This window comes from Pectobacterium atrosepticum, from assembly GCA_019056595.1.
GTDB lineage: Bacteria > Pseudomonadota > Gammaproteobacteria > Enterobacterales > Enterobacteriaceae > Pectobacterium > Pectobacterium atrosepticum.
On record CP036163.1, the window covers coordinates 1,960,393 to 1,986,318 of the forward strand.

At 51.6% G+C, this 25,926-nt stretch carries 22 protein-coding genes; 15 read left to right on the top strand and 7 right to left on the bottom strand.

All coding sequences use genetic code 11. The features are described 5' to 3' along the window. The 7 genes from DCX48_09510 to DCX48_09540 all read left to right on the top strand — a co-directional run bounded on the left by DCX48_09510 (position 1) and on the right by DCX48_09540 (position 7,843). Positions 1-1,188, top strand: a complete 1,188-nt coding sequence (locus DCX48_09510; protein ID QXE14716.1) for a glycosyl hydrolase — start codon at positions 1-3, stop codon at positions 1,186-1,188. Between the two features lie 170 nt (positions 1,189-1,358). After that, complete coding sequence (locus DCX48_09515) at positions 1,359-1,826, top strand: YhcH/YjgK/YiaL family protein (GenBank protein QXE14717.1); 468 nt, start codon at positions 1,359-1,361, stop codon at positions 1,824-1,826. A 150-nt stretch (positions 1,827-1,976) separates the two neighbouring features. Then, positions 1,977-2,666 carry an SDR family oxidoreductase gene (locus tag DCX48_09520; GenBank protein QXE14718.1) on the top strand — a complete coding sequence of 230 codons (690 nt, stop codon included), beginning with the start codon at positions 1,977-1,979 and terminating at the stop codon, positions 2,664-2,666. Positions 2,667-3,216: 550 nt separating this feature from the next. Further along, on the top strand, positions 3,217-5,721 hold the full coding sequence (gene cutC / locus DCX48_09525) for a choline trimethylamine-lyase (GenBank protein QXE14719.1): 2,505 nt from the start codon (positions 3,217-3,219) through the stop codon (positions 5,719-5,721). Positions 5,722-5,806: 85 nt separating this feature from the next. Then, on the top strand, positions 5,807-6,757 hold the full coding sequence (cutD, locus tag DCX48_09530) for a choline TMA-lyase-activating enzyme (protein ID QXE14720.1): 951 nt from the start codon (positions 5,807-5,809) through the stop codon (positions 6,755-6,757). A gap of 325 nt (positions 6,758-7,082) precedes the next feature. Further along, a complete protein-coding gene (locus tag DCX48_09535; protein ID QXE14721.1) occupies positions 7,083-7,499 on the top strand; it encodes a multidrug efflux SMR transporter in 417 nt (138 codons plus the stop codon). A gap of 17 nt (positions 7,500-7,516) precedes the next feature. Then, on the top strand, positions 7,517-7,843 hold the full coding sequence (locus DCX48_09540) for a multidrug efflux SMR transporter (protein ID QXE14722.1): 327 nt from the start codon (positions 7,517-7,519) through the stop codon (positions 7,841-7,843). Between the two features lie 159 nt (positions 7,844-8,002). On the opposite strand, the gene DCX48_09545 is transcribed toward DCX48_09540, so the two are convergent. Continuing rightward, positions 8,003-9,193, bottom strand: a complete 1,191-nt coding sequence (locus tag DCX48_09545; protein QXE14723.1) for a LacI family DNA-binding transcriptional regulator — start codon at positions 9,191-9,193, stop codon at positions 8,003-8,005. Positions 9,194-9,498: 305 nt separating this feature from the next. On the opposite strand from DCX48_09545, the gene DCX48_09550 reads away from it, so the two are divergent. From DCX48_09550 to fsa, 4 genes are read left to right on the top strand one after another with little or no spacing between them, the layout of a single operon-like run. Continuing rightward, the gene (locus DCX48_09550) at positions 9,499-9,942 is read left to right on the top strand and encodes a PTS sugar transporter subunit IIA (GenBank protein ID QXE14724.1); all 444 of its coding nucleotides are present in this window, start codon (positions 9,499-9,501) and stop codon (positions 9,940-9,942) included. Positions 9,943-9,964: 22 nt separating this feature from the next. Beyond that, positions 9,965-10,252, top strand: coding sequence for a PTS sugar transporter subunit IIB (locus tag DCX48_09555; protein QXE14725.1), 288 nt, complete (start codon positions 9,965-9,967; stop codon positions 10,250-10,252). A 15-nt stretch (positions 10,253-10,267) separates the two neighbouring features. Beyond that, positions 10,268-11,527, top strand: a complete 1,260-nt coding sequence (locus tag DCX48_09560) for a PTS ascorbate transporter subunit IIC (GenBank protein ID QXE14726.1) — start codon at positions 10,268-10,270, stop codon at positions 11,525-11,527. Positions 11,528-11,579: 52 nt separating this feature from the next. Then, on the top strand, positions 11,580-12,245 hold the full coding sequence (gene fsa, locus DCX48_09565; protein QXE17204.1) for a fructose-6-phosphate aldolase: 666 nt from the start codon (positions 11,580-11,582) through the stop codon (positions 12,243-12,245). 80 nt (positions 12,246-12,325) lie between these two features. On the opposite strand, the gene DCX48_09570 is transcribed toward fsa, so the two are convergent. Both DCX48_09570 and acnB read right to left on the bottom strand, forming a co-directional pair. After that, entirely contained in the window at positions 12,326-12,685 is a 360-nt protein-coding gene (locus DCX48_09570; protein ID QXE14727.1) for a UPF0231 family protein, read from the bottom strand. Positions 12,686-12,855: 170 nt separating this feature from the next. After that, on the bottom strand, positions 12,856-15,453 hold the full coding sequence (gene acnB, locus DCX48_09575; protein QXE17205.1) for a bifunctional aconitate hydratase 2/2-methylisocitrate dehydratase: 2,598 nt from the start codon (positions 15,451-15,453) through the stop codon (positions 12,856-12,858). A 444-nt stretch (positions 15,454-15,897) separates the two neighbouring features. Here acnB and DCX48_09580 point away from each other — a divergent pair, with 444 nt between their 5' ends. Further along, the gene (locus tag DCX48_09580; protein QXE14728.1) at positions 15,898-16,404 is read left to right on the top strand and encodes a DUF3060 domain-containing protein; all 507 of its coding nucleotides are present in this window, start codon (positions 15,898-15,900) and stop codon (positions 16,402-16,404) included. A 115-nt stretch (positions 16,405-16,519) separates the two neighbouring features. Further along, a complete protein-coding gene (locus DCX48_09585; GenBank protein QXE14729.1) occupies positions 16,520-16,831 on the top strand; it encodes a transcriptional regulator in 312 nt (103 codons plus the stop codon). A gap of 130 nt (positions 16,832-16,961) precedes the next feature. Here the strand turns inward: DCX48_09585 and DCX48_09590 are convergent, their stop codons facing one another. Beyond that, positions 16,962-19,262, bottom strand: a complete 2,301-nt coding sequence (locus DCX48_09590; protein QXE14730.1) for a TonB-dependent siderophore receptor — start codon at positions 19,260-19,262, stop codon at positions 16,962-16,964. Positions 19,263-19,688: 426 nt separating this feature from the next. Between DCX48_09590 and DCX48_09595 the strand changes: the two genes are divergently transcribed. Together DCX48_09595 and DCX48_09600 are read left to right on the top strand one after the other, a co-directional pair. Then, entirely contained in the window at positions 19,689-20,672 is a 984-nt protein-coding gene (locus tag DCX48_09595) for an AraC family transcriptional regulator (GenBank protein QXE14731.1), read from the top strand. Positions 20,673-20,780: 108 nt separating this feature from the next. Next, positions 20,781-22,109 carry an immunity protein gene (locus DCX48_09600; protein QXE14732.1) on the top strand — a complete coding sequence of 443 codons (1,329 nt, stop codon included), beginning with the start codon at positions 20,781-20,783 and terminating at the stop codon, positions 22,107-22,109. Positions 22,110-22,121: 12 nt separating this feature from the next. On the opposite strand, the gene DCX48_09605 is transcribed toward DCX48_09600, so the two are convergent. The 3 genes from DCX48_09605 to lpdA all read right to left on the bottom strand — a co-directional run bounded on the left by DCX48_09605 (position 22,122) and on the right by lpdA (position 25,738). Continuing rightward, a complete protein-coding gene (locus DCX48_09605) occupies positions 22,122-23,309 on the bottom strand; it encodes an alpha/beta fold hydrolase (GenBank protein ID QXE17206.1) in 1,188 nt (395 codons plus the stop codon). 132 nt (positions 23,310-23,441) lie between these two features. Beyond that, on the bottom strand, positions 23,442-24,065 hold the full coding sequence (locus DCX48_09610) for a hypothetical protein (protein QXE14733.1): 624 nt from the start codon (positions 24,063-24,065) through the stop codon (positions 23,442-23,444). Positions 24,066-24,313: 248 nt separating this feature from the next. Further along, a complete protein-coding gene (lpdA, locus tag DCX48_09615) occupies positions 24,314-25,738 on the bottom strand; it encodes a dihydrolipoyl dehydrogenase (protein ID QXE14734.1) in 1,425 nt (474 codons plus the stop codon). Positions 25,739-25,926: the final 188 nt, after the last annotated feature.

A 25,926-nucleotide genomic window follows, 5' to 3' on the forward strand; every position in this document is an offset into this window, starting at 1 on the left:
ATGAGTAGCGAAACCATTACTGTGGAACGTAGCGGAAAAGTCCATCACGCAGAAGGCGATGCCACGCGTCTGGATGCCTACATTCCATCGGAATGCCCGCAGAATCATGCGGCCAACCTGCTCCATCTGCCGAACGGCGATGTGCTGTGCGTCTGGTTCGGTGGTACACAAGAAGGGATTGCGGATATCTCTATCTATATGTCCCGCCTTGTGAACGGCAGCGGTAGCTGGAGTAAAGCCGCCAAGCTGTCTGAGGATGCCACGCGTTCTGAGCAGAACCCTGTGCTGTTCCTCGCGCCGGATAACGTGCTGTGGCTGCTGTACACCGCGCAGAAATCCGGTAATCAGGATACCGCGATTGTGCGCTACCGCCAGTCCACCGATTTAGGTGCTACCTGGGGCGAGATCGGCACGCTGCTCGATCAGCCGGGCACCTTCATCCGCCAGCCCATCACCGTGCTGGAAAACGGTGACTGGCTGCTACCGGTGTTCTACTGCCGCGTTCAGCCGGGAGAGAAATGGGTCGGTAACGATGATGACAGCGCCGTGAAAATCTCCAGCGATCAGGGTAAAACCTGGCGCGAATATCCGGTGCCAAACAGCACGGGCTGCGTACATATGAATATCACCCCATTGCAGGACGGCACGCTGCTGGCGCTGTACCGCAGCCGCTGGGCTGATTTCATCTACCAAAGCCGTTCAACGGATGGCGGTAAAACCTGGTCAGAGCCGGTAGCAACCGATTTGCCGAACAACAACTCGTCTATTCAGGTGACTACGCTGAAAAACGGTCATCTGGCGCTGGTGTTCAACCACATGAGCGCCGCCGATGCCACCGATCGCCGCCTATCACTGTACGATGAAATCGAGGATGAAGAAGACAAAGCCAGCGGTGCCAAAATGCCGGAAGTGCAAACCGGTGGTCGTAGCGCCTTCTGGGGCGCACCGCGCGCACCGATGACGCTCGCCATTTCGGAAGACGGCGGTAAAAGCTGGCCGTGGCAGCGCAATATCGAAGTGGGTGACGGTTACTGCATGACCAATAACTCAACGGAGAAGCTGAACCGCGAGTTCTCTTACCCCAGCGTCAAGCAAGCGCCAGACGGTAAGCTACACGTCGCGTTCACCTACTTCCGTCAGGCGATCAAGCACGTCGTGGTGAGTGAAGAGTGGGTCAAGGCGAGTTAAGGCTGTCGCTCCTTTAGAGCCTGAGATACACGGAGCGACCACGGGGCGAGGCTTCCCTACGGGAACCTCATCCCCGTGTTTCTCCTAAAAATAGGCTTAAGGTTAAACCGCGCTGCTTTTTCTCTTTTCCTGCGGGGCTCTCCCCCGCTATCTTCCTTCAGGACACTATTATGATTGCAGGAAACCTCAACACCCTCAAACTCGCCACGCTGCCCGATGCGCTGTGGGCCATTCTGTCCGCGCCGGGCATGTCGTTGGCTGAACTGAATGCGCTACCCGAAGGCCGTTATCAGCCAGAAGGGGCCGAATGGTTTTACAACATCGGCACCGTGAATACCGCGCCGCGCGCCACACGACATACCGAATTCCACAGCAACTATCTCGATATCCAACTGATTCTGGAAGGCGAGGAGATTATCGGTTACGGTCTGAATGATGTGCATGGGCAGCCCGCGACTGAACGTAAGCCAGATCTCTATATTCTGGAGAACCCACAGGTGCCGCATCAGATCCACCTACGGGCAGGCGACTTCGTCACCTTTTATCCGGGAGAAGCCCATCAGGCGCTGTGTGCGATTAACGACAGCCCTGCTCCGGTCAAAAAAGCCGTGTTTAAAATCCCCGTCACGTTGTTGTGATTAGAACAGTTATACCCTAAATAATTCGAGTTGCAGGAAGGCGGCAACCGCGCGAATCCCCAGGAGCTTACATAAGTAAGTGACTGGGGTGAGTAAGAGAAGCCAACGCACATGCAGCTTGAAGTATGACGGGTATTAAGGAGACATTGCATGTCAGCGACAGCCCCTAAACACGCCCTGATTACTGGTAGCAGCTCGGGGATCGGTGCAGCCATCACACAAAAATTACTGGCAGAAGGCTGGCGGGTAACCGGCCTGTCACGCAAGCCGGGGGATTATTCACATCCACACTTTACCCACCGTGCGGTGGATATCATGGATACGCCCGCGCTGACTCCCATTCTGGACGAGATTGTGCAGGTTGATGCCATCATCCATGCCGCGGGCATCATGAAGGCCGCCCCGCTCGGCCAGCTTTCCTTGGAGGACGGTGAAACGCTGTGGCGATTGCATATCAATGCAGCGCAGGTACTTGCCGACCGTCTGGTCGATAAGCTGCCGCAAGGTGGCAGAATCGTACTACTGGGCAGTCGCACATCTAGTGGCTCGGCAGGACGCAGCCAGTATGTCACGACTAAATCCGCGATGATCGGCATGGCAAGAAGTTGGGCCGCGGAATTGGCTCCGCGCGGTATTACCGTAAACATCGTTGCACCGGGCGCAACAGAAACCCCAATGCTGACGATGCCAGGTCGCCAGAGTTCGCCTCCGAAGCTGCCGCCGATCGGGCGCTTCATCCAGCCGCAGGAAGTGGCCGATCTCGTGGGTTACCTGCTCTCCCCGTCTGCCGCAGCCATGACCGGCCAGCAGTTGGTGATGTGCGGCGGTGCATCGCTGTAGCACTATCTGTTCCTTCGATTACAGGCCAATTATCTGAAGCGTAGATTGGCCTGAACTATCTCATCCTCTCTTGCTGCCTTCCTGCAATTAAAACCATGTAGAATATACAACCCCCTTTAATTTATTACTAATACACTCATTCGAAATAATTAATAATAAAATAATAATAAAAAACCCAATATAATAAAATAGAATAAATTGATCTCAATCAAATTATTATCCCACCATCGTTAAAATAGTGGCTACACTACCTTAGATGCCTAAATTAATTATTAAAAGACAGCGTTAGATAACCAATAAACTAAAAAACAAAATCACCATATAATTAGAATTCAGTTAATAACGCAATGGAATAGCAATGTAATATAAAAATCATTGAATATTTTTATAGAATAGAGAAGGATCGGCATCATAAAAACACGCCATTAATAAAAATATCAACATTCAGGCTGATATTCCCCCTGCCTATTCCACCTTTCGGATATTACACAGAGTACTTCCCTTATTGCCTTCTATTAAATCAGAAAAAATAACAGCAGGAGACTTTCGTATGGATAATGACACGTTAGCGCCAGACACAAACCATTTTTCATTCGGTAACAGCATAGTGAATACCGAAAAAATGGCCAGACGGGATAGCAGCAAAAAATCCTCCGCGGAGGAAAAAGTAGCGAAGCAAGAAATGCTTACGCCACGTATGCAACGCCTGCGCGCACGCTATTTGGAAGCGCGTCCCAGCATATCTATTTATCGTGCGTTAGCCTTTACCGAGGTCGCAAAAAACAACCCCGGATTGCCACCGATTCTGCTACGTGCGAAATCCTTCCGTAGAGCCTGCGAAACTGCCCCCATCTTGATTCAGGATGAAGAACTGATCGTAGGGCATCCCTGCGGTAAACCCCGAGCAGGTGCCTTTTCTCCTGATATTGCCTGGTGCTGGGTACGGGACGAACTGGACACCATGAGCACGCGGCCTCAGGATCCATTTCAGATTTCAGAAGAAGATAAAAAAACGATCCGCGAAGAAATTACCCCATTTTGGCAAGGTCGCTCGCTGGATGAAGTGTGCGAAGCACAATATCGTGAAGCTGGTCTCTGGGAATTCAGCGGAGAAACCTTCGTCAGCGATCTCTCTTATCACCAAATCAACGGCGGCGGCGATACCTGTCCGGGTTACGACGTGCTGCTCTTTACTAAAGGGATGAAGGGCATCAAAGCCGATGCACAGGCAAAGCTTGCTGAGCTGGGTATGGAAGACCCGGCTCATATCGATCGTATCTATTTCTATAAGGCGGCGATTGAAACCTGCGACGGCGTCATGGCCTATGCCAGCCGCATCGCAGCACATGCACGTGAACAGGCTGCACAGGAAAACGATGCCTTACGACGTGCTGAACTGCTGATGATTGCCGACGTAAACGAGAACGTGCCGGCCAATCCCCCCAAAACGTTGCAGGAAGCTCTGCAAAGTATTTGGACGCTGGAGTCTTTATTTGAAATTGAAGAAAACCAGACCGGTATTTCGTTAGGACGCGTCGATCAATACTGCTACCCAATGTATGAAGCCGACATTCAATCCGGTCGTCTGACGCGCGAGCAGGCACTGGAACTGCTACAGATGTTCATTATCAAATGTGCGGAACTGATGTGGATGTCCAGCGAAAGCGGCGCGAAATATTTCGCGGGCTATCAGCCGTTCATCAACCTGACGGTAGGCGGGCAGAAACGTAGCGGAGGCGATGCCTGTAACGATCTGACCTACCTGATCATGGATGCAGTGCGTTTTGTGAAAGTGTATCAGCCTTCACTTGCCTGCCGGATTCATAATCAATCGCCGCACAAGTACATGGAAAAAATTGTCGATGTGGTCAAATCCGGTATGGGTTTCCCGGCATGTCACTTCGATGATTCCCATATCAAGATGATGCTGCGCAAAGGCTTCGATTTTGACGATGCACGCGATTACTGCCTGATGGGCTGTGTAGAACCGCAAAAATCGGGCCGAGTTTATCAGTGGACATCAACGGGCTATACACAGTGGCCCATCGCCATTGAATTCGCCTTAAACCGTGGACGCATGATCCTATTCGATCGCGTTCAGGGGGTGGACACTGGCGAGTTAAGCTCGCTGGACACGTTTGAGGCTTTTGATCGCGCAGTGAAAACACAGATCGCACACATTATCCGCCTGTCGGCGATTGGCACTGTGATCAGCCAGCGCGTACATCGCGATATCGCACCCAAGCCTCTGATGTCGCTGCTGGTGGAAGGCTGTATGGAAAAAGGTCAGGACGTGGCTGCCGGTGGTGCATTAATCAATCATGGGCCTGGACTCATATTCTCTGGGTTAGCCACCTACGTCGATTCCATGATGGCTATTCGGAAACTCGTTTATGAGGATCGTAAGTACACACTGGAGCAGATGCGTGACGCTCTACTGGCTAACTTTTCAGGCTATGAAATGCTGCACAGAGAGTGCCTGAATGCGCCGAAATTCGGTAATGACGACAACGCCGTTGACCAACTCGCGCGCGATATCACCGAATGGACAGAACGCGAATGCCGCCAATACAAGATGCTCTATTCCACCTTTAGCCACGGCACCTTATCTATCTCCAACAATACGCCGATCGGCGCATTGACCGCAGCCAGTGCAAACGGGCGTTTGGCGTGGGCGCCGCTCTCCGATGGAATCAGCCCAACCCAAGGGGCAGACAAAAAAGGGCCGACGGCAAGCATCAAATCGGTCAGCAAAATGAATGTGGAAAGCATGAATATAGGCATGGTGCATAACTTCAAATTCCTTAAAGGCATGCTGGACACGCCAGAAGGTCGTAACGGGCTTATCACCCTGCTGAGAACGTCCTCCATTCTGGGCAATGGTCAGATGCAATTCAGCTACGTTGACGATGAGGTGTTGAGAAAAGCCCAGCAAGCGCCGGAGAAATACCGTGATTTAATCGTCCGCGTGGCGGGCTATAGCGCGTACTTCGTTGAGCTATGCAAAGAGGTTCAGGATGAAATCATTAGCCGCACCATGATTGAGAAATTCTGAACCATCAGCAGCGAACATGAATAAGGCGCACGCCTTGAACAAGGACGTTTATCTTGCCATGGGCGGGTGACATGTGGAGAGAGAGATGGAGCCAGCAAAAGACATCACAGGCCGAATATTCAATATTCAGAAGTATTCGATCTACGACGGGGATGGCGTTCGTACGCTGATCTTTATGAAGGGCTGCAATATTCGCTGCCCTTGGTGCGCCAATCCAGAGGGAATACGTCGCGCTTACCAAATCCTGTTCTCCCCTGATAAATGCCTGCACTGTGGCAAATGTGCCGAGGCGTATCCCCGCGGTATCCACACGCTGATCGCGGATGAATGTGGCTCGCGATTTCATCATATCGATCGCACTGTTCAATGCACAGGCTGCCGAAAATGCGAGGTGGCATGCCCCTCCAATGCCCTCGATATCGTAGGGAAAGACATGACAGTCGCAGAATTGATGGCCGTCATCATGCAGGACTACAGCTTTTATCAGTCTTCCGGCGGCGGCGTGACGCTCAGCGGCGGAGAGGTAAGCCTGCAAACGGATTTTGCCGTTGCACTCCTTCAGGCGTGCAAACAAAAGATGATCAATACCGCAGTAGAAACACAGGGGACAACGTCAATATCCCACTATGACCAACTGGCAGCGGTAACGGATATGTTCCTCTTCGATATTAAACATATCGACACGAATCAGCATAAAGCGCTGTTTGGCATAGGAAATGAGAACATACGGCGTAATCTGGAACATCTGGTCGAGTTGGGTGCCAATATCGTTATTCGTATGCCGCTCGTTCGCGGATACAACGATTCATATGACGCCATCATGGGTGCGATTCACTATGTAAAAAAGCTAGCGAAACGCGGCAATGTGCGACGCATCGATATCCTGCCCTATCACCAGCTAGGCCGTAAAAAGTACGAAAGGCTAGGCATGATTTATCCAATAAAAGCGGACCCCAGCTACAACGAGGAAGAGTTAAACCGTTTGGACGCTTTCTTTGACGAGTTTGATTTCGACATTCAGCTGGTTCGTCATTAAAGAAAAAACTAGACCCTAAATAATTCGAGTTTCAGGCAGGCGGCAAGAGAAGGACAAATTCGTCGGGAACGAATTTGACCAGCCGCTGGCTGGCCTCCGGTGAGAGACAGAATGTCTCTCATTTCATCCCGATGAGCTTACTCAAGTAAGTGATTCGGGTGAGTGACAAATCTGCCGGAGGCAGGTTTTAACGCTGCTGGCAGCGGCCCCAACGGGGCGAGACACACGTAAGTGTGCCGAGTAGCGTAGCCAACGCACATGTAACTTGAAGTATGACGGGTATAGACCACGAATTCTTAACAGCAGATAAATCAGGAGCAATACTATGTCACTCAGAAAGCAGTCATGGCTGTGGATGTTATTGGTCATCTTGTCAGAAACGTCCGCTACCTCCACGTTAAAAATGTTTGATAATAGTCAGGGAATGACAAAGGCAGCATTACTGGCGATTATTATTCTGCTGTACTGCGTTTGTTATTATTCACTCTCAAAAGCCGTAAGGCATCTCCCCGTTGGGCTAGCTTATGCCACCTGGTCTGGTACAGGTATTTTATTAGTTTCAACGCTCAGTATTATTTTTTACGGACAGCACCCTGATATCCCAGCAATCGTTGGAATGATCGTGATTGCTACAGGCATAACGATCATGAATCTCTTTTCTAAAATGGGCGTGGATGAACAGCCTGAAAAACTGGATAGCAGTAACCAGAGTCAGCCATTAGAGACAAAAATCATTCACTGAAAATAAGGATACTCATCATGTTCAACGGATTCTTATGGTTGGCACTTTCGATTGGTTCGGAAATTACTGGCACATCGATGATCAAAAAAACCGATGGCTTTAAAAAGCGCACGCCTTCCATTATCGTTATTCTCGCTTACTGCCTCTGCTATTTTTCGTTAACCCGTGCAATGGGCTATTTACCCGTGGGGATTGCCTATTCGTTATGGTGCGGCTTTGGCATCATCGGCGTGACATTTATTTCGATGCTGCTTTATAAACAAAAACCGGATTTACCCGCTGTATTTTCAATGGTACTTATTATCAGCGGGGGCGTTATCATGAACCTATATTCAAGCATGTAAAACGTATCCAATACGCTTCCTTTTACTGCTGTCCGCTAACTCATTAATCATCAGACATCGCTTTCTTCGCACGAACTCAAAGCCGAGGTACATAAATCACCCCGGCGGAGTGCGGACCTAACACGTTGACGGATTAGCTGTTCTACTTTCTATCCCTTGCTAGCTGCTGGCGCGGGGTTCGAAGATGAACGTCACTTTTTCCAGTACGGGTGGGCGATCGGCGTTATCCATCATGGCTAACACCAGACGCCCAACCTCCGCACCCAGCTTTTCATAGTCAAGCCGCATCGCGGTCAGTGCAGGGAACGTGTGTTCACATTGCTCAGAACCATCCAGACAGGCGATCGCCAGATCGTAAGGGACTTTCATCAGGCGGCGTTGGCATTCAAAGAGCGCGCCCAACGCAATTTCCTCATGGCTACAGATAATCGCGTCCAGTTCCGGCTGATTTTGTAGCAGTTCCGTCATGGCATAACGGCCAAACTGTAGGCTGGGGGCTTCCGGGATCGTAATCTTCAAATCCGCATTGTGATAATGCGCCAGCATGGCTTTATTCCAGCCGTTCAACTGCTGTTTTTGCAGTCGGTTATCGGTATGCGCACCGATATAGGCGACGTGACGATACCCCTTTTCCAGCAGCGAAAGGGTTAACTGCTCAGCTGCATCGGCAAGGGCGATATCAATATTGATATTCGCACTCAGCGCGGCAGCGCCGGAAACATTCACCGTAATGACGTTACTGGCCTGAATGAGATCTTGGGTACGTTGTGAAAGCTGCGCACTGAATAACACCAGCGCCGCTGGCCGCTGCTGCAAGAGCTTTTCAACCATTCCCGCTTCAGTGTGCTGACGATACTCATGGCAACCCATGATTAACGACACGTTATGTTTGCCAACCGCCTGCTGTAATGCCTGAACAAAACGGACGCTGGCACGATCTTGCTGAAAAGGATAAAGCACCGCAATCGTGGGCTGATAGGCGGATGCCAACGCACCGGCCGCACGGTTCGGTACATAACCCAGCGTTTTTATCGCATCGTCGATTTTCTTCTGCGTGGTATCAGAAACTAGCTCCGGCTCCCTTAATGCACGAGAAACCGTCATCACGCCGACACCCGCATGGTTCGCAATGTCCTGTAGCGTCACGCGGTTAGCGCTCTCGGTGAGCAGGCTGGCCTCTTGATTGGGCTCATAGCCTAATGTTCTGGCGGCCAGCTCCACTTTACTGCGTAACTTATCAGAGACCAGATCGGGCTTGCGCATCACGCGCGACACCGTCATCGTCCCTACGCCCGCGTAGTCGGCGACATCCTGTAGCGTAACCTTACCGGTACTGCGACGCTTACGCATGCTCACTTCCTCTCCATTCCATTCGTCATTTTTCTCAGCGTACAGCCGCGATAAAAACCTGTTAATTCATTGCGTTCAGGCAATGTACAGACACCACAACGTTCCGGTGACTGCATCACTTATGCCGTGCCATCCACAGTGTGCCTCTGTCTGTTCGCGGGGAACACGTCTTAGCCCCGCTTGTGCTAAGCCGGTCACAGTTAATGATAGGCATATCAGTTAGCGCTACCTTTTTAGATGTTAATCACATTATTTTCGACGCCAGCACACTATCCTGCGTTCAGAATGATACAGAGGTGACTCTAATGCTTAACACTTTACTAACACCAGATGTTGTTCAAATCTTACCTGCCTGTGACGACTGGCGTCATGCTATCGCTTTGTCCTGTAAGCCATTATTAGATAATGGCTCGATTGAACCCACCTATATTGAGGCGATCTATCGCTCCCATGAGGCAATCGGCCCTTACTATGTTGTCGGCCCTGGAATCGCCATGCCGCACGCTCGCCCAGAAGACGGCGTAAACAAACTCAGCGTCAGCCTGACGCTGATTCGTGACGGCGTGGCTTTCCATTCTGACGGTAACGACCCCGTACATTTGCTGATTGTTCTGGCCGCCACGGATAGCAATAGCCATATCGATATTATTTCACAGCTCGCTCAGTTGTTCGACACGCCTGATGACGTCGCCGCGTTAATTAACGCGACAGAGATAGAACAGGTGCTTTCCGTTATTTCTCGTTATTAAACGCCACCAGAGGACACAGATTATGAAAATTACAGTCGTATGCGGTAACGGCCTGGGTACCAGCCTGATGATGGAAATGAGCATTAAAAACATCGTTAAAGAACTCGGCGTAGTTGCGGACGTGGATCACGTGGACTTAGGTTCGGCGAAAGGAACGGACAGCGACATTTTTGTCGGAACCAAAGACATTGCCGAACAGCTCGTCGCGCAGGCGGTAGGGGGAAAAATCGTGTCCCTGAATAATATGATCGACAAAGTGGCGATGAAAGAACGCCTGTCGATCGCTCTGACAGAACTTGGCGCCTTATAAGCAGAGGGATCAAAAATGGAATTCTTCCGTTTTTTAATGAGTGATGTGCTGTCTGAACCGTCAATATTAGTTGGTTTGATTGCGCTTATCGGTCTGATTGCCCAGAAAAAACCTGCCACGGAATGCATCAAAGGGACGGTGAAAACCGTAATGGGTTTCCTGATCCTCGGCGCGGGCGCGAGCCTGATTGTCTCATCGCTAGGCGACTTCGCCGCGATTTTCCACCATGCGTTCGGTATCGCGGGTGTAGTGCCTAACAATGAGGCGATTGTCGCGGTCGCCCAGAAGAACTTCGGCACCGAGATGGCGATGATCATGTTCTTCGCGATGGTCATTAATATCGCGATCGCACGCTTTACGCCGTGGAAATACATTTTCTTAACGGGTCACCACACGCTGTTTATGTCGATGATGGTTGCCGTGATTCTGGCAACGGCGGGCATGAAAGGTGTGCTGCTGATTACCGTGGGATCGCTGGTGGTTGGGGTATCGATGGTGCTGTTCCCTGCCATTATTCACCCGTATATGAAGAAAGTAACGGGATCCGATGACGTTGCCTTTGGTCACTTCTCTGCGATATCACAGCTGCTGTCAGCGTTTATTGGTAGCAAATTTGGTAATAAAGAGAAATCAACAGAAGACATGGAAGTACCGAAGAGCCTGCTGTTCCTGCGTGATACGCCGGTCGCCATCGCCTTTACCATGTTTTTCATCTTCATTTTCACCTGCCTGTTTGCTGGCCCAGAAGCGGTGAAAACGATGAACGCGGGTGGGAAAAACTGGTTCATGTTTTCGCTGATCCAATCCATTACCTTTGCCGCTGGCGTGTATATCGTGCTGCAAGGCGTGCGTATGGTGATTGCGGAAATCGTGCCCGCGTTTAAAGGCATTTCTGACAAACTCGTCCCCAACGCTAAACCAGCATTAGATTGCCCCGTCGTCTTCCCCTATGCGCCAAATGCCGTTCTGGTCGGCTTCCTGAGCAGCTTTGCCGCTGGGGTGATCGGAATGGTGCTGCTCTACCTGCTGGGTATGACGGTGATCATTCCCGGCGTGGTGCCGCACTTCTTTGTCGGCGCGGCGGCTGGGGTTTTCGGTAACGCTACCGGCGGACGTCGTGGCGCAATTTTAGGCTCCTTTACCAACGGGTTGCTGATTACTTTCATACCTGTTTTCCTGCTGCCAGTGTTGGGCAGTATCGGGCTGGCAAACACCACGTTCAGTGATTCCGACTTCGGCGCGGTGGGTATTTTGCTGGGTATTATTGTGCGCTAAGCGCCACAGTATTGATGTCATCCGAAACACCGATTTCAGTACGGAGGAAATGATGGAATTCTATTTAGATACGGCTGATGTAGCCGCAGTGGAACGACTCGCTGGCGTGTTACCGATTAAAGGCGTGACCACCAACCCGAGCATTGTCGCACGCGGAAAATCCGATATTTATAGCGTGCTGCGGGACATGCAGGCCGTTATCGGCGCAGAAGGACAGCTGTTTGCTCAGGTGATGTCACGCGATCCTGACGTGATGGTGGAAGAGGCGTTAAAGCTCAGAGATGTGATTCCTTCTCTGGTCGTCAAAGTGCCGGTAACACATGCAGGCTTACGTGCCATTAAGCAATTGACAGAATTGGATATTCCCACCCTTGGTACCGCTGTGTACGGTGCAGGGCAAGGGTTTTATGCCGCGCTGGCGGGCGCTCGTTATATCGCGCCTTACGTCAACCGCATTGATGCACAGGGTGGAGACGGGATTGCGCTAGTGAAAGAGCTGCAAACCCTGATTAACCTGCACAGTCCGCAGACTCAGGTGCTGGCAGCCAGCTTTCGCACTCCGCGTCAGGTATTGGACTGCCTACTAGCGGGGTGTCAGGCTATTACGGTTGACCCAGCCGTTGCCGAGCTGTTCCTGCAAGATCCTGCGGTTGACGATGCACTTAACCGCTTCGATCACGACTGGCAGGCACGCTTTGGTCATGCCAATCTTGGCTGATTGATGGAGAACACCACTCGCCGAACGGGTGGTGTTTTCAAAACGATCGTGTCATTAAAACGATCGGATGACTAAAACGATCAATGCAGGATGAACTCGCGATACTTTTCCACCAGCGTCAGAAAATCATCCAGACCGCATAAAGACAGGCTCTCTTCGTCATAATAACTCATGCCCTCCTCCAGCTCATCCGTGGTGAAAGACAGTTGATTCGCCTGAACCATGACTTCTTCTTCATCCAGCAATAGCGTGTATTCGTGGCCCACGCGCCGCCACTGCCGTTCGCTACCTGCGACGGAACGCGCTCCATCCTCTACGTCAGTCAATACCGTCAGTTGGCCTTTTACTTCTTCATTGAACCAGTGCCCAATCGCTTCATGTCCCATCGACATACGAACGATGACCTGACCCGTCACATCCCGCAAAAATTCATAGTCCATGATGCCATCCTCACTGTGATGTCTCTTCTGTTTAGTTTAGTCGCCTCTACACCCTATCGTCGTGATGCACCTTCACCTTTGATGTTGCAGATGCACAAGGTGGAATGGAGCAGGCAGAAAAAAAGGAGGCACAAGGCCTCCTTCGGTGTAGGGATGCGAACTATAGCGAGTTAGACAGTCGTCTGGAAGATCACGCCATCGGCTTTCTCAGTATATTGACCTAACTGGTCAAAATTCAGATAGCGATAGGTGTCCTGCGCGGTTTTATCCACCTGCGACATGTAGGTCTGGTACTCTTCCGGCGTCGGCAAACGGCCCAGCAGCGAGGCAACCGCAGCCAGTTCAGCAGACGCAAGATACACGTTAGCACCGGTTCCCAAACGGTTCGGGAAGTTACGGGTCGACGTAGAAACAACCGTCGCGCCATCCGCCACGCGCGCCTGATTACCCATGCACAGCGAGCAGCCTGGGATCTCGATACGCGCTCCGCTTTTGCCAAATACGCTGTAATAGCCTTCTTCCGTCAGCTGTGCAGCGTCCATTTTGGTCGGTGGCGCAACCCACAGACGGGTCGGCAGCTGGCCTTTGTGGCTATCCAGCAGTTTACCCGCCGCACGAAAGTGTCCGATGTTGGTCATACAGGAACCGATGAAGACCTCATCAATCTTCTCGCCCTGCACGTCAGACAGCCAGCGCGCATCGTCTGGATCGTTCGGCGCACACAGGATCGGCTCTTTGATGTCAGCCAGATCGATGTCGATCACCGCCGCATACTCGGCATCGGCATCGGCTTCCAGCAGTTGCGGATCCGCCAGCCATTTTTCCATACCCTGAACACGACGTTCCAGCGTACGACGATCGCCGTAACCTTCGGAGATCATCCACTTCAACAGCACGATGTTGGAGTTCAGATACTCGATGATCGGCGCTTTATCCAGCTTGATCGTACAACCGGCTGCAGAACGTTCCGCCGAGGCGTCGGTCAGTTCAAACGCCTGCTCGACTTTCAGATCCGGCAGACCTTCGATCTCCAGAATACGACCAGAGAAGATGTTCTTCTTACCTTTCTTCTCAACGGTCAGCAGACCTTGTTTGATGGCATACAGCGGAATGGCGTGAACCAGATCGCGCAGAGTAATACCCGGCTGCATTTTGCCTTTGAAGCGCACCAGAATAGATTCCGGCATATCCAGCGGCATCACGCCCGTAGCCGCAGCGAACGCCACCAGCCCAGAACCCGCAGGGAAAGAGATACCGATTGGGAAACGGGTGTGGGAGTCACCGCCTGTACCCACGGTATCCGGCAGCAGCATACGGTTCAGCCAGGAGTGAATAACACCATCGCCCGGACGCAGCGATACGCCGCCACGGTTCATGATGAAATCAGGCAGCGTGTGGTGCGTGGTCACGTCAACCGGCTTAGGATAGGCCGCAGTGTGACAGAACGACTGCATCACCAAGTCAGCGGAGAAGCCGAGACAAGCCAGATCTTTCAGCTCATCACGAGTCATCGGCCCGGTGGTGTCCTGTGAACCCACGGATGTCATCTTAGGTTCGCAGTATTCATCAGGACGAATACCCGCGACGCCGCAGGCGCGACCGACCATTTTCTGCGCCAGTGAGAAGCCTTTTTTGCTGGCTTCAATGGCTTTAGAAATACGGAAGACATCGCTGTGCGGCAAGCCCAGTGACTCACGCGCTTTAGACGTCAGCCCGCGTCCGATGATCAGTGGAATTCGGCCACCGGCGCGCACTTCATCCAGTAATACGTCGGTCTTCAGGGCAAATGTCGCTAACACTTCATTAGTGCCATGACGGCGTACTTCACCTTCATACGGGTAGATGTCGATCACATCGCCCATATTGAGATCGTTCACATCGACTTCGATCGGCAACGCACCAGCATCTTCCATCGTGTTGAAGAAAATTGGCGCAATCTTGCCGCCCAGCACCACACCACCACCGCGTTTGTTCGGAACATGAGGAATGTCTTCACCCATGAACCACAGCACGGAGTTGGTCGCAGATTTACGCGACGATCCCGTACCAACGACGTCACCGACGTACGCCAGCGGGAAGCCTTTCTTGTTCAGTTCTTCGATCTGTTTGATCGGACCCACGTTGCCAGGCTGATCGGGATCAATGCCTTCACGGGCATTTTTCAGCATCGCCAACGCGTGCAGCGGGATATCAGGGCGCGACCAGGCATCAGGTGCCGGAGACAGGTCATCAGTGTTAGTTTCACCAGTGACTTTAAAGACGGTAACGGTAATTTTTTCCGCCAGTTTCGGGCGGGACAGGAACCACTCGGCATCAGCCCAGGATTGAATCACTTTCTTGGCGTGCGCATTGCCTGCTTTCGCCTTTTCTTCCACATCATAGAAGTTATCAAACATCAGCAGCGTCTGGGACAACGCTTTCGCGGCAATCGGTGCCAGCGTGTCGCTGTCTAACGCATCAATTAGCGGATGAATGTTATAACCACCTTGCATGGTGCCCAACAGCTCAATCGCTTTTTCCTGGGTAACCAAGGGGGAAGTGGCTTCGCCTTTAGCGACAGCAGCCAAAAAACCGGCCTTCACGTAGGCGGCTTCATCAACACCGGGTGGAACGCGGTTAATCAGCAGATCAAGCAATACTTCCTCTTCGCCTGCCGGGGGATTCTTGAGTGACTCAACCAGCGCGGCCATCTGCGTGGCATCTAACGGTTTAGGAACAATCCCCTGCGCAGCCCGCTCGGCTACGTGCTTACGATATTCTTCTAGCACGACGTTTTCCTCGCTCTCATTGTCTTCATTATGCCCGGCGCCCTTGTTCCCCATTATGGTGTCCATGCCTGGGTGTCAGGGTGTGGATGTAAGGTAGTAGAGTGTCCGGTCCAGCCTCGTCAGCATATCAGGATTTGAATCGATTGTTAATTCGTTCACATAATAGCAACATTAATTTTTATTCAACTGTGCTATGTGTCCAATGTCACTATCACTGAAAAATACCGACATCAGCAGAATAGCATGCCCCTGACAGCGCACACTAACTATGCTGATTTAACCATGCAATATGTGGGTTTTTAACAATATAACGTGATTAAGCATCGTCTAAAGACGCAGCGATAATCAGAATGTTCGCAATAGAGTCTGAATAAGTGTTAACAGATGATAGGTGCCCCCACGGCAATGATGCCGGATGGCTTCATTGATAACAGGAAAGACTCCATGAAGATGAAACGATATATGCACGTGATTTCTGCCACACTTCTGGCGTTCACCGCATCTGTCTATGCCGCACCTATTGAGCTGGAGGGTATCGGCTTAACACGCGATATTCCTTGCAATGGCAATGATGTCAGTATTTCAGGCAACGGCAATAACATCGCACTCACAGGCAAATGTGCCGCTATTTCCGTCACGGGTTCCGAGCACAACGTAACATTCGATACCGCGACATCCCTTACCGTGACCGGTTCCGAGATTGCCGTTACAGGTCAATCAACCGGAGACCTGACCGTCGCCGCCTATAAAAACACGATCCGCACTCACATTATTGCCGATGATAAGCCAGTAAAGGTGAACGTAACTGGCACAGAACATCATCTCGATTTGGATTTTAAAGGGCCTGCTCTGGTCTCCTTCAATGGCATCAGTAACCGCCTATCATGGGGCGGAACAGAGCCGCAATTCTCGTCTAGCGGCGCCAATAACGTCATCAAACAAAAGCCCTAGCCTGCATTTTTTCTCTGACGTTACCAGTCAAGTTGGGGAGAAATGTGGCAATGATATGGTAAGCTCAATACATTAGATATCACTAAATTAGTCAGTCGCGCAGGATGGTATGAATATGGCGTTGAGCAATGCGGATCGGGAATTCATGCAGGACGGTGCGGCAAAAGCCGCGGCATTGCTGCGCGCGATTGGCAACGAAAACAGGCTGCTGGTACTTTGCTTGCTTATCGAGCACAGAGAAATGTCAGTTGGTGCGCTGCTTGAACACATCCCGCTGAGTCAGTCCGCTCTCTCGCAACATCTGGCGAAAATGCGTGAGGAAGGGCTGATTAGCTATCGACGCGAATCACAAACGCTGCACTACCGCATCGAAAATCACGACGTAGAAAAAATCGTCGCCACCTTAAAAGCCCTTTTCTGTCCCTGATAGCGATAATAAAAAATTTCTGGGAGAAATTTTTAACGTTGCGCCGCAACGGCTCGCAGGGATGGCGCGCCATAAAAAACGCCACGGGATTTCCCGTAGCGTTTGCGACTCAGTATGACGGGTATAAGATCTAGAACGACGTATTCACGCTGACAAAGAAAGTCCGTCCCGGTTCGTTGTACGTTGCCGCACCTGCACCCGCAATGGTGACAACGTTGTTGTTCACCACATCCTGCGCATTACCGGCACGGAACAGCCGCTTATCAAACAGGTTATCGATCCCCCCTGTCACGCTCAGATTCTTATTAAATTTGTAGCTACTGCTTAATCCGAACAGCGCATAAGGGCTTAATTCATTGGTTGCGCTACCGGTTACGCGATCGCCTTTATAGTTATACATCTTCGGTTTCTGACGACCATACCAGGTCACATCAGCCAAGAAGGAAAGCTTCTCCGTCGCCTGCCAGTCCACCGATGAATTCAGGGTAAATTCCGGCGTAATCGACAAATAATCGCCCGTGGTTTTATTTTTTGATTCCAGCATCCAGGTCAGGTTATTACGCCAGTTGATCGTCTCTGTGACAGGAACGGTCAGGTTACCTTCCAATCCTTGAATGACGGCTTTCGGTACATTTCCCCATTGGAAGATATTGGCGTTGTTGCGACCCGTATTGTTTCCACCTACAGCGTTACCAATGACATTGTTTCCTGATTCAATTTTGTTGCGGTAATCATTGTGGAAGTAGGTGATACCAGCAATCAAACCGTCGCGGTGAAACTCTAAACCAATCTCTTTATTCAGGCTGGTTTCCGCTTTCAGGTCTTCATTGCCGATCAGGTAGCAAGCAGTACCGCCAGAACAACCTTGTCCACGGCTATAAAGGATGTAGTTCTCGTTAGTCTGGTACAGATTCGGCGCTTTGTAAGCGCGGGCGATACCCAGCTTCAACGTGTAATCGTCACCCAATTCCTGCGCTAGGTTGAGCGACGGGCTCCAGTTGGTGCCTGCCGTGCTGTGATTATCGACACGCAGCGCCGGTGTCAACATGGTGCTTTGCGTCAGTTGGATATTATCTTCCACGAAAGCGGAAGCCAGACGAGCAGAGGATCGCTCACTACGGCCACCACTACTAAGAGAACCCACACTGCCCGCTTCAGTTGTCGTCTGCGAGTTAGAAACTGGATCCTTCATCTTCTGTTCGTTCCACTCAACCCCGAACGTTAGCACCTGATCGACCCAGACATTGAGCGGAAGATTCACTTCGTTATGCGCAGTGAAATTATCCAGCTTTATCGTGCCATATTGGTTCGGACTCGTCGTATCAAAAATACCTTCTAAACCGCCAGACAGTCCCTCAAGGATGCGGGTATTGTGCGTACGCTCGTATTGCAGATACGACGTAGAGCTGACGCCGCTGTCCCAGTAGCCGCGATGCGTGACCGCAAAATTCTGGCGGTACATACGGTTAGTTTCCTTGCCATAATTGCTTACGACAAGCGGATTAGTATTGGTATTTTGCGAATCGCCCGCATAGATATTGCCCTGACGACTGGAGCCGGCTTCAAACTCCAGCGACTGCTGCTTAGTCATATCCCAACGTAGCAGGCCGCTGATATCTTTGTTGCGCACCCCTTCACGCCCAGAAGGCAGTGAAGCGGACTGATTACCGGCACGCGCTGACTGATGTCCTTCATTAATATCGCGCGCATCAGCCTCGGTTTTATTCAGATTACCGTAGAGGCGGAAGCTCAGGCTATCGGTCAGGCCGCCCATCAGGCTGAAATCGGTACGCTTGGTCGCACCTTCCGCGCTATGTTCCGGCGCGTTCAGATAAGTATTCCAGGTACCGTGCCATTCTTGCATCGGCTGTTTGGTGATGATGTTGACCACACCGCCCGCTGCGCCGTTACCATAGCGCGCCGCCGCTGGGCCGCGCAGCACTTCAATGCGCTCCACCATATCAGCAGGCACCCAGTTGGTGTCACCGCGGGTATCACGCTCGCCACGCCAGCCATAACGCACTTCTGTACGGCTCGACACCGGCTTGCCATCCACCAGAATCAGGGTGTTTTCTGGTCCCATGCCGCGGATATCGATCTGGCGATTGTTACCACGCTGGCCGCTGGTTGAGTTACCGGACAGGTTTACGCCCGGCATGGTGCGAATGAGTTCTGACAGATCGTTAGCGGGCGGGCGCTTGCTGATATCCTCAGCCGTAATCACCGATACACCTGGAGCTTGACGCGTTTGCTCCGCAGCCGTCACCACCATCGTATCGCCCGATGGACTGCTTTCGGCCTGATTCTGCACCTGAGGGGCAGGTTCTGTTGAAGGAATGGTCGAGGTCTGCGCCGCACTCAGAAACGAAGTCATCCCGCAGCTAACGCCAATGAGCGTCGCCAGATAACGGCGCGATTGTGGTAATTTCATCAAAATTATCCTGCCCTGTAAGAAATGAATAAGTAGCCTGAAAAAGGTTCAGCATCGTGATTGGTGCAGCGACACCTAACGACCATCAGCAAAGGCGCTGAATAACGGCGGAGATAAAACGCGCAGACATGGCGGTTATCGGGAGAGAAGCGTCATACAAACGGGGCATCACGTATCGTTGTTATGAAATACTGTGTGTAGTCAATCAGCCCTTTTCTCCGCATTGCCGGAAATGGAAAATACATTTATCGTGCAATGTGACCTCTCCAACGAAAAATGCTATTGAGAAGTATTTGCATTACCATTTTGGCGCGGTCATTGTTACATTTGTCATTCAGGACGGGGTTTGCTCTAGCAGCAAAATGTTTTGCCAAAGCATCAAAATGGAAGGCGCAGGTCGAAGGGTTTAATCAGGTAGGTAATCACGTGCGCAGCTTCACTCAGTCATCAAAGCCGATCTTCAAAGATCACATCGTTCAGCAATCGAGTCTGGTCGCGAATAATTACCGTTTTATTGGTCCCCGGTTGATCGATAACACGCCGGTGCTATTTGGGTCTTTCACGGTTGTGCAGCTCAATCCGCATCTGATCCTGCATACTGCGGATGTGATTAATCGTCACAACATGAAAACCCAAAACCTGCTGGATAGCGCGATCAAGCTAGCCATTGTGGTGAGCGGCAATGCGCATATTTCATTTGGCCATCAGGAACTGCATCTGGGAGAGAGCCAGCCAGCTTCGCTGATTGCGCTGACGGAACCGACGATGTTTACCCGCATCGGTAAGCGTGATGAATATGAACGCACCATTACGCTGACGTTCGATAGGGAATGGTTGTACGGCAATATGATGGATACCGTTGGCGACTGGCAGGCCATCCACGATTTCACGCAGACCCACCTTGCGACACACTTATGGACACCGTCCCGGCAGGCGCGGGCAATTGCCTTACAAACGCTGGATGCTAATCCTTGCCAAACGCCGCTCCAGCGCCTTTATCTGGAAACGCAGTGCATGAGCCTGATTATCGAAGCCTTTACTTCACTGACCGCCAGCGTGGCACAGGAGAAAAGCAGCGGTGTCACCTTACGCGGTTACCATCGTATCCAGCAGATCAGAGACATGCTGGAGAGCGGTAGCGCCGATCATCTTTCAATGAGTGAAATCGCTAAAAGCGTCAACATGAGTGAAAGCACGCTGCAGCGCCATTTTCGCCAAACGTTCAATATGAGCGTTTTCGAATACCTGCGTAACTGTCGCCTACAACGCGCCATGCTAGCCTTGCAAAAAGACGGCATCGGTATTGCACAGGCGGCCAGCATCGCGGGTTACAACAGCCCCGCCAACTTTGCCACCGCGCTACGCCGTGCATTCGGCATTACACCCGGGCAGCTAAAAGACCGCTTCTGATTCCGCTCGTTAATAACCAAATGGAATTTATTATTCCGTTTGGTTATTAATCGCCATTTGGCGATACACAGTAAATTAGTATTTTTCTGCCAAGATGCCTGACAACTCATGACCAATCAGACTGATATCACCGCAACGCTTGCCCACCACATTATCCATAGCGAGCCAAACCAAGACGCGATTGATGCCGCCCGTGAAGGGGTGACTGACTTCATCTCCACCGCGCTCCCGATCGCACAGGGTGCGATTGCCGATAGCGGGCTCGCGCCGTTAAAGCAGGTATTCAGCGGCACGGACAGCCTGACGCGAAGTCTGATTTTGGGTTATGCCGGCCACGTACTGGATTTTGACGATTATCATCCGGCGTTTCGCGGCCACCCCAGCACCGTTATTCTTCCCGCGCTGTTTGCCCTTGCCGCGGAGGATTCGTCCGTTACGGAAGACGCATTTTTGACGGCCTATGTGATAGGCGTAGAAGCCGCTGGCAGAATCGGGTTGGCATGCGGCCCGCGCCATTACAGCCTCGGTTACCACAACACAGCAACGCTCGGCGCTATCGCCGCCGCCGCCGCCGCTGCACGTCTGGCTGGCGCGTCGGTAGAACAGACACAAACCATTCTTGGCTTAGCCGCCACACAGGCCGCAGGGCTGAGAGCGCAGTTTGGTTCGGCGGTCAAACCGCTACACGCCGGACTTGCCGCCAGAGCAGGATTAACCGCCGTTAAGATGGGATTAGCAGGCTTCGAGGGCAACAAGCAGTTGGTAATTGAGGCGTTTCTTGCCGCGCATGGCGATCAAAAACAGCAGCCAGCGCTGCTGGTTGAAAACTGGGGAGCGCCGTGGCGCATTCTTTCCCCCGGTCTGGAATTCAAACGCTACCCAACCTGTGGTGGAACCCACAGCGCCGCCGAAGCCGCGTTTGCACTACGGGAGCAGTGGCATAAGCAGAACGGCGCGGATGCCGATCTGGCAGACGCCATCGAAAGTATCACGGTGACCTTCCCACCGGGTGGCGACGTTGCTCCTTTTATCCGTAACGCGACCAACGGCGTCGAGGCACGATTCAGTCTGGAATATGTGATTGCGGCGGCACTGATTGAAGGGGAACTAAAGCTGACGCATTTTTCAGAAGCGCCAGTTGAAGCAGCGATCGCCGCACTGGCGAATCGAGTCATACGCCGCACCGATGAAACCGCGCCACCCGATGAGCTTGACCCAGAAGCGCGTTTTCATGAAGTTACGCTGCATTTGCGTGACGGTAGCGCCCTAATTCAGCGCACAACGCGTCAGGAAACATCGGCACGCCCCACCGATCTGCGAGCCAAATTGCAGCAAACCATCGGTTCTCTGGCGCATCTCGACAGTAACCAGATCGCCGATCGTTGCACATTACGGCAAGAAGGCGATCTTCGCTATTTACTTGGGCTGTTGTTTTAACAAAATACTGGTTTAACGGGATGCGGGCTTTAACCATTGATCCAGAAAGCTAAAGACTTCGTCCTGCTGTTCCTGATAGAAAACATGTCCCAGTTCAGGCCAGATCTTGGTTTGCAGCTTGCTTTCCGCCTGTTGGGATTGCCACACCTTGTGCATTTTGGCGTAGGCATCCTCAACCGAGATCGTCGGGAACAGCTTATCTTTACCACCGTTAAACAACAGCATCGGCTTCGGTGCCGCCACGCTCGCCACATCCGGGAAATCAAAGCGCGTCGAAAGCCCCGGATGCAGCATATAGAATGCCGACTGCCCTCTGAGTACGTTATTACCCGGCGTCATTAACCCGTCGTATGTACCAATCCAAGATACCGCCGCGGTTGCCGCTACCTTGTCGGACAGCGCTGCTAGCTGCCAGGCACGATACGCACCCATTGAAAAACCAACGACGCCGATACGTTGTTTGTCAACCTGTTCAAGCGATGCCAGAAAATCCGTCGCCCGCATATCTTCGTAGGCCATCAGACCGGCGAGTGAACGCCCAAGATTAAAGAAATTGCTCGCCAGCGCCTGCTGCTGCTCATATTTTATCGGGCCGCGCGCTCCCCAGCCGAGCGCATCCACCGCCAATACCACATAGCCCCGCTTCGCCAGTTCATCCCCGACAAAACGACCGGTGAAAAACTTATCGGCCCACGCCTGTGCAGAAGCTAGCTGTTCGTTATTGCCCCATGGTTTGATCATCTTCTCTTTGCCGATATCAAACTTGGCGCCGTGGTCATGCAGCAGGATCACCGCCGGATGCGGCCCCGCGCTTTTTGGTGTTAGGAGCAGTGCGTCTACACGACTTTCATCAGTGAGGTTGAAGGCGACTTTCTCTGCAGTGTAACTGCCGCGATCCTGTTTTTCAATCGCCTGAGGCGCAAAGTCTTTAGTAGAGTCAGGCGTCAGAAGCAGCGAACGTAGCGTTTTTCTCGACTGGGATTGCCACTGGCTAAAATCTGCAAAGTTCCCAGATAGCCAGGAGTCGGAGTAGGTCATCTGCTGTTTAAGCTGCGGATAAAATGAAGGCAGCCCTTCATCCGTCACCGCCTGATCCGCCGCTATTTGAGAGTGAGGGTTCATATCGTTAGCCATCAGTGAAGGGCTGGCAAGCAACGCCGCCAGTAGCAAGACAGAAGAGCGTAAGACATTAAGATTCATCATAACCTCAAAAATAAAACATCGTTTCTTTTTTGAGGTTTGATTGTAATTGACGTGGCTAAAAATAAACGGACGGAACGTGTATTCTGCGAAGCCATAGGCAAAAAAATTTATCGCAGTAGTAGGACGACATCAGGCTACTGATTCGTCTCGTTTGCGTTCAGCCACCAGCACAACCCCTTTTCGCGATTCATTCGGTGCAAGGCTCCAGATATCGCTTTCGGGAATACTACGACCATCGTATCGGATTCGTTCTCCGTCATACGGCCAGAAAGCACGCTGTTCTGAGTCGAATACAAATACCTGAATACCAACCTCTTTACGTGCCATACGTGCCCACAACGCCTTCCCACCAGGGAATTGAACGTTATCACTCACCAGCACGATGCCGTCATTAATGAGCGCCTTATACATAGCGCTAGCGACATTGGCGTTTCGTTCACGTTTAGTGACAATCACACCTTCAACCTGAGCAAGGTTGTCATCCACCAGTTGCAGGTTCTCGTAATAACCGATGACCGCCAAAATAGTTTCAGTTTCGTCATCGCTGTTACGGGATTTCAGGTCAATTTTTGCGACGACAACATGCCGTAAATCACCGTTAACGTCATCAGGCTCTCCATATATGGCAACGCCGTGATGCCGCTCATTATGGATATAAATATCCACAGCGCGACCGTTCACACTCGTTTCGCCAATTTTCCGATATTCCCGCGCCATAGTGGCGGGGCTATATGACATTGGAAGAATCGCCATATCAAAACTCCCGCTATCGTTGAGTACTGGTGACATTGTAAGCATAGCCTGTTGCTCGTCGTTGGGGCCTATAATACCAAACATCATGCGTATTTATTAGCCAATTTACGCGGTAGCATTCCCAAACAAACATTGCGCCATGGCAGAGCTGGGAAACAGTTAACCCAATGATCCAGTGCCACAGGCAAAAAAAATCCGGCACCTTTACGGTACCGGATTAGATTTACGCTATTCGAACCTGAGAGAGCTTACTTCTTCTTCGCTTTCGGGTTCGGCAGGTCAGTGATGCTGCCTTCAAAGATTTCAGCAGCCAGACCAACAGACTCATGCAGCGTCGGGTGCGCATGGATGGTCAGCGCGATATCTTCCGCATCACAACCCATTTCGATCGCCAGACCGATTTCGCCTAACAGTTCACCACCGTTAGTACCGACAATCGCACCACCGATAACACGATGTGTTTCTTTGTCGAAAATCAGTTTGGTCATACCTTCAGCGCAATCAGACGCGATAGCACGGCCAGACGCCGCCCATGGGAAGATCGCGGTTTCGTAGCTGATGCCTTTCTCTTTGGCTTCTTTCTCAGTCAGACCCACCCACGCGACTTCCGGTTCGGTATAGGCGATAGAAGGAATCACTTTCGGATCGAAGTAGTGTTTCTTACCGGAGATCACTTCGGCAGCAACATGGCCTTCATGCACGCCTTTGTGCGCCAGCATCGGCTGACCGACGATGTCGCCGATAGCGTAGATGTGCGGCACGTTGGTGCGCATTTGTTTATCAACATGGATGAAGCCGCGATCGTCAACTTCCACGCCCGCTTTACCTGCATCCAGATTTTTACCGTTCGGTACACGACCGATAGCAACCAGAACTGCATCGTAACGCTGTGGCTCGGCTGGCGCTTTTTTGCCTTCCATCGTCACATAGATGCCGTCTTCTTTGGCTTCTACTGCCGTCACTTTGGTTTCCAGCATCAGATTGAACTGCTTGCTGATACGCTTGGTGAAGACCTTAACGACATCTTTGTCAGCGGCCGGAATCACTTGATCGAACATTTCAACGACGTCGATCTGTGAACCCAGAGCATGGTAAACCGTACCCATTTCCAGACCGATGATACCGCCGCCCATAACCAACAGACGTTCTGGGACGCTTTTCAGCTCCAGCGCATCGGTAGAATCCCATACACGCGGGTCATCATGAGGAATGAAAGGCAGTTGGATCGGACGTGAACCCGCAGCGATAATCGCGTTATCGAAGTTGATTGTCGTTTTGCCGTTTTCACCGTCAACTTCCAGCGTGTTGGCACCCGTAAATTTGCCCAGACCGTTAACGACCTTAACTTTACGGCCTTTCGCCATACCAGCCAGACCACCGGTCAGTTGGTTGATGACTTTTTCTTTCCACAGACGGATTTTATCAATGTCGGTTTTAGGTTCACCGAACACGATACCGTGTTCCGCCAGTGCTTTGGCTTCTTCAATGACTTTAGCGACGTGCAGCAGGGCTTTGGAAGGAATACAACCCACATTCAGACACACCCCACCCAGCGTGGAGTAGCGCTCTACCAGTACGGTTTCCAGACCCAAATCCGCCGCGCGGAATGCAGCAGAGTAACCCGCGGGGCCGGCACCAAGTACCACTACCTGAGCTTTAATTTCAGTACTCATCATGACCTCTTAATTGATTTCCGGCGGGTCTGTGACGTCACACCCGTCATCATTCAGATTTAGGGCGCATTTTTAATAACGCCCTCTTCCACCGGGACGTGTCTTTGCCACTGTAGTTTACAAAATCGTTAACAATTTTGAAACAACAAGCGACTAACGATTTGTCCTTGATCACTGACAGCTGTAAC

What these genes read in the sequence shown, in the direction of transcription:
- DCX48_09520 (QXE14718.1), top strand. Translation starts at nt 1,977, where the DNA reads ATGTCAGCGACAGCCCCTAAACACGCCCTGATTACTGGTAGCAGCTCG.
- fsa (QXE17204.1), top strand. Translation starts at nt 11,580, where the DNA reads ATGGAATTCTATTTAGATACGGCTGATGTAGCCGCAGTGGAACGACTC.
- cutC (QXE14719.1), top strand. Translation starts at nt 3,217, where the DNA reads ATGGATAATGACACGTTAGCGCCAGACACAAACCATTTTTCATTCGGT.
- DCX48_09550 (QXE14724.1), top strand. Translation starts at nt 9,499, where the DNA reads ATGCTTAACACTTTACTAACACCAGATGTTGTTCAAATCTTACCTGCC.
- DCX48_09540 (QXE14722.1), top strand. Translation starts at nt 7,517, where the DNA reads ATGTTCAACGGATTCTTATGGTTGGCACTTTCGATTGGTTCGGAAATT.
- DCX48_09510 (QXE14716.1), top strand. Translation starts at nt 1, where the DNA reads ATGAGTAGCGAAACCATTACTGTGGAACGTAGCGGAAAAGTCCATCAC.
- DCX48_09535 (QXE14721.1), top strand. Translation starts at nt 7,083, where the DNA reads ATGTCACTCAGAAAGCAGTCATGGCTGTGGATGTTATTGGTCATCTTG.
- DCX48_09570 (QXE14727.1), bottom strand. Translation starts at nt 12,685, where the DNA reads ATGGACTATGAATTTTTGCGGGATGTGACGGGTCAGGTCATCGTTCGT.
- DCX48_09515 (QXE14717.1), top strand. Translation starts at nt 1,359, where the DNA reads ATGATTGCAGGAAACCTCAACACCCTCAAACTCGCCACGCTGCCCGAT.
- cutD (QXE14720.1), top strand. Translation starts at nt 5,807, where the DNA reads ATGGAGCCAGCAAAAGACATCACAGGCCGAATATTCAATATTCAGAAG.
- DCX48_09560 (QXE14726.1), top strand. Translation starts at nt 10,268, where the DNA reads ATGGAATTCTTCCGTTTTTTAATGAGTGATGTGCTGTCTGAACCGTCA.
- DCX48_09580 (QXE14728.1), top strand. Translation starts at nt 15,898, where the DNA reads ATGAAGATGAAACGATATATGCACGTGATTTCTGCCACACTTCTGGCG.
- DCX48_09610 (QXE14733.1), bottom strand. Translation starts at nt 24,065, where the DNA reads ATGGCGATTCTTCCAATGTCATATAGCCCCGCCACTATGGCGCGGGAA.
- DCX48_09590 (QXE14730.1), bottom strand. Translation starts at nt 19,262, where the DNA reads ATGAAATTACCACAATCGCGCCGTTATCTGGCGACGCTCATTGGCGTT.
- DCX48_09605 (QXE17206.1), bottom strand. Translation starts at nt 23,309, where the DNA reads ATGAATCTTAATGTCTTACGCTCTTCTGTCTTGCTACTGGCGGCGTTG.
- DCX48_09555 (QXE14725.1), top strand. Translation starts at nt 9,965, where the DNA reads ATGAAAATTACAGTCGTATGCGGTAACGGCCTGGGTACCAGCCTGATG.
- DCX48_09585 (QXE14729.1), top strand. Translation starts at nt 16,520, where the DNA reads ATGGCGTTGAGCAATGCGGATCGGGAATTCATGCAGGACGGTGCGGCA.
- DCX48_09600 (QXE14732.1), top strand. Translation starts at nt 20,781, where the DNA reads ATGACCAATCAGACTGATATCACCGCAACGCTTGCCCACCACATTATC.
- lpdA (QXE14734.1), bottom strand. Translation starts at nt 25,738, where the DNA reads ATGAGTACTGAAATTAAAGCTCAGGTAGTGGTACTTGGTGCCGGCCCC.
- DCX48_09545 (QXE14723.1), bottom strand. Translation starts at nt 9,193, where the DNA reads ATGCGTAAGCGTCGCAGTACCGGTAAGGTTACGCTACAGGATGTCGCC.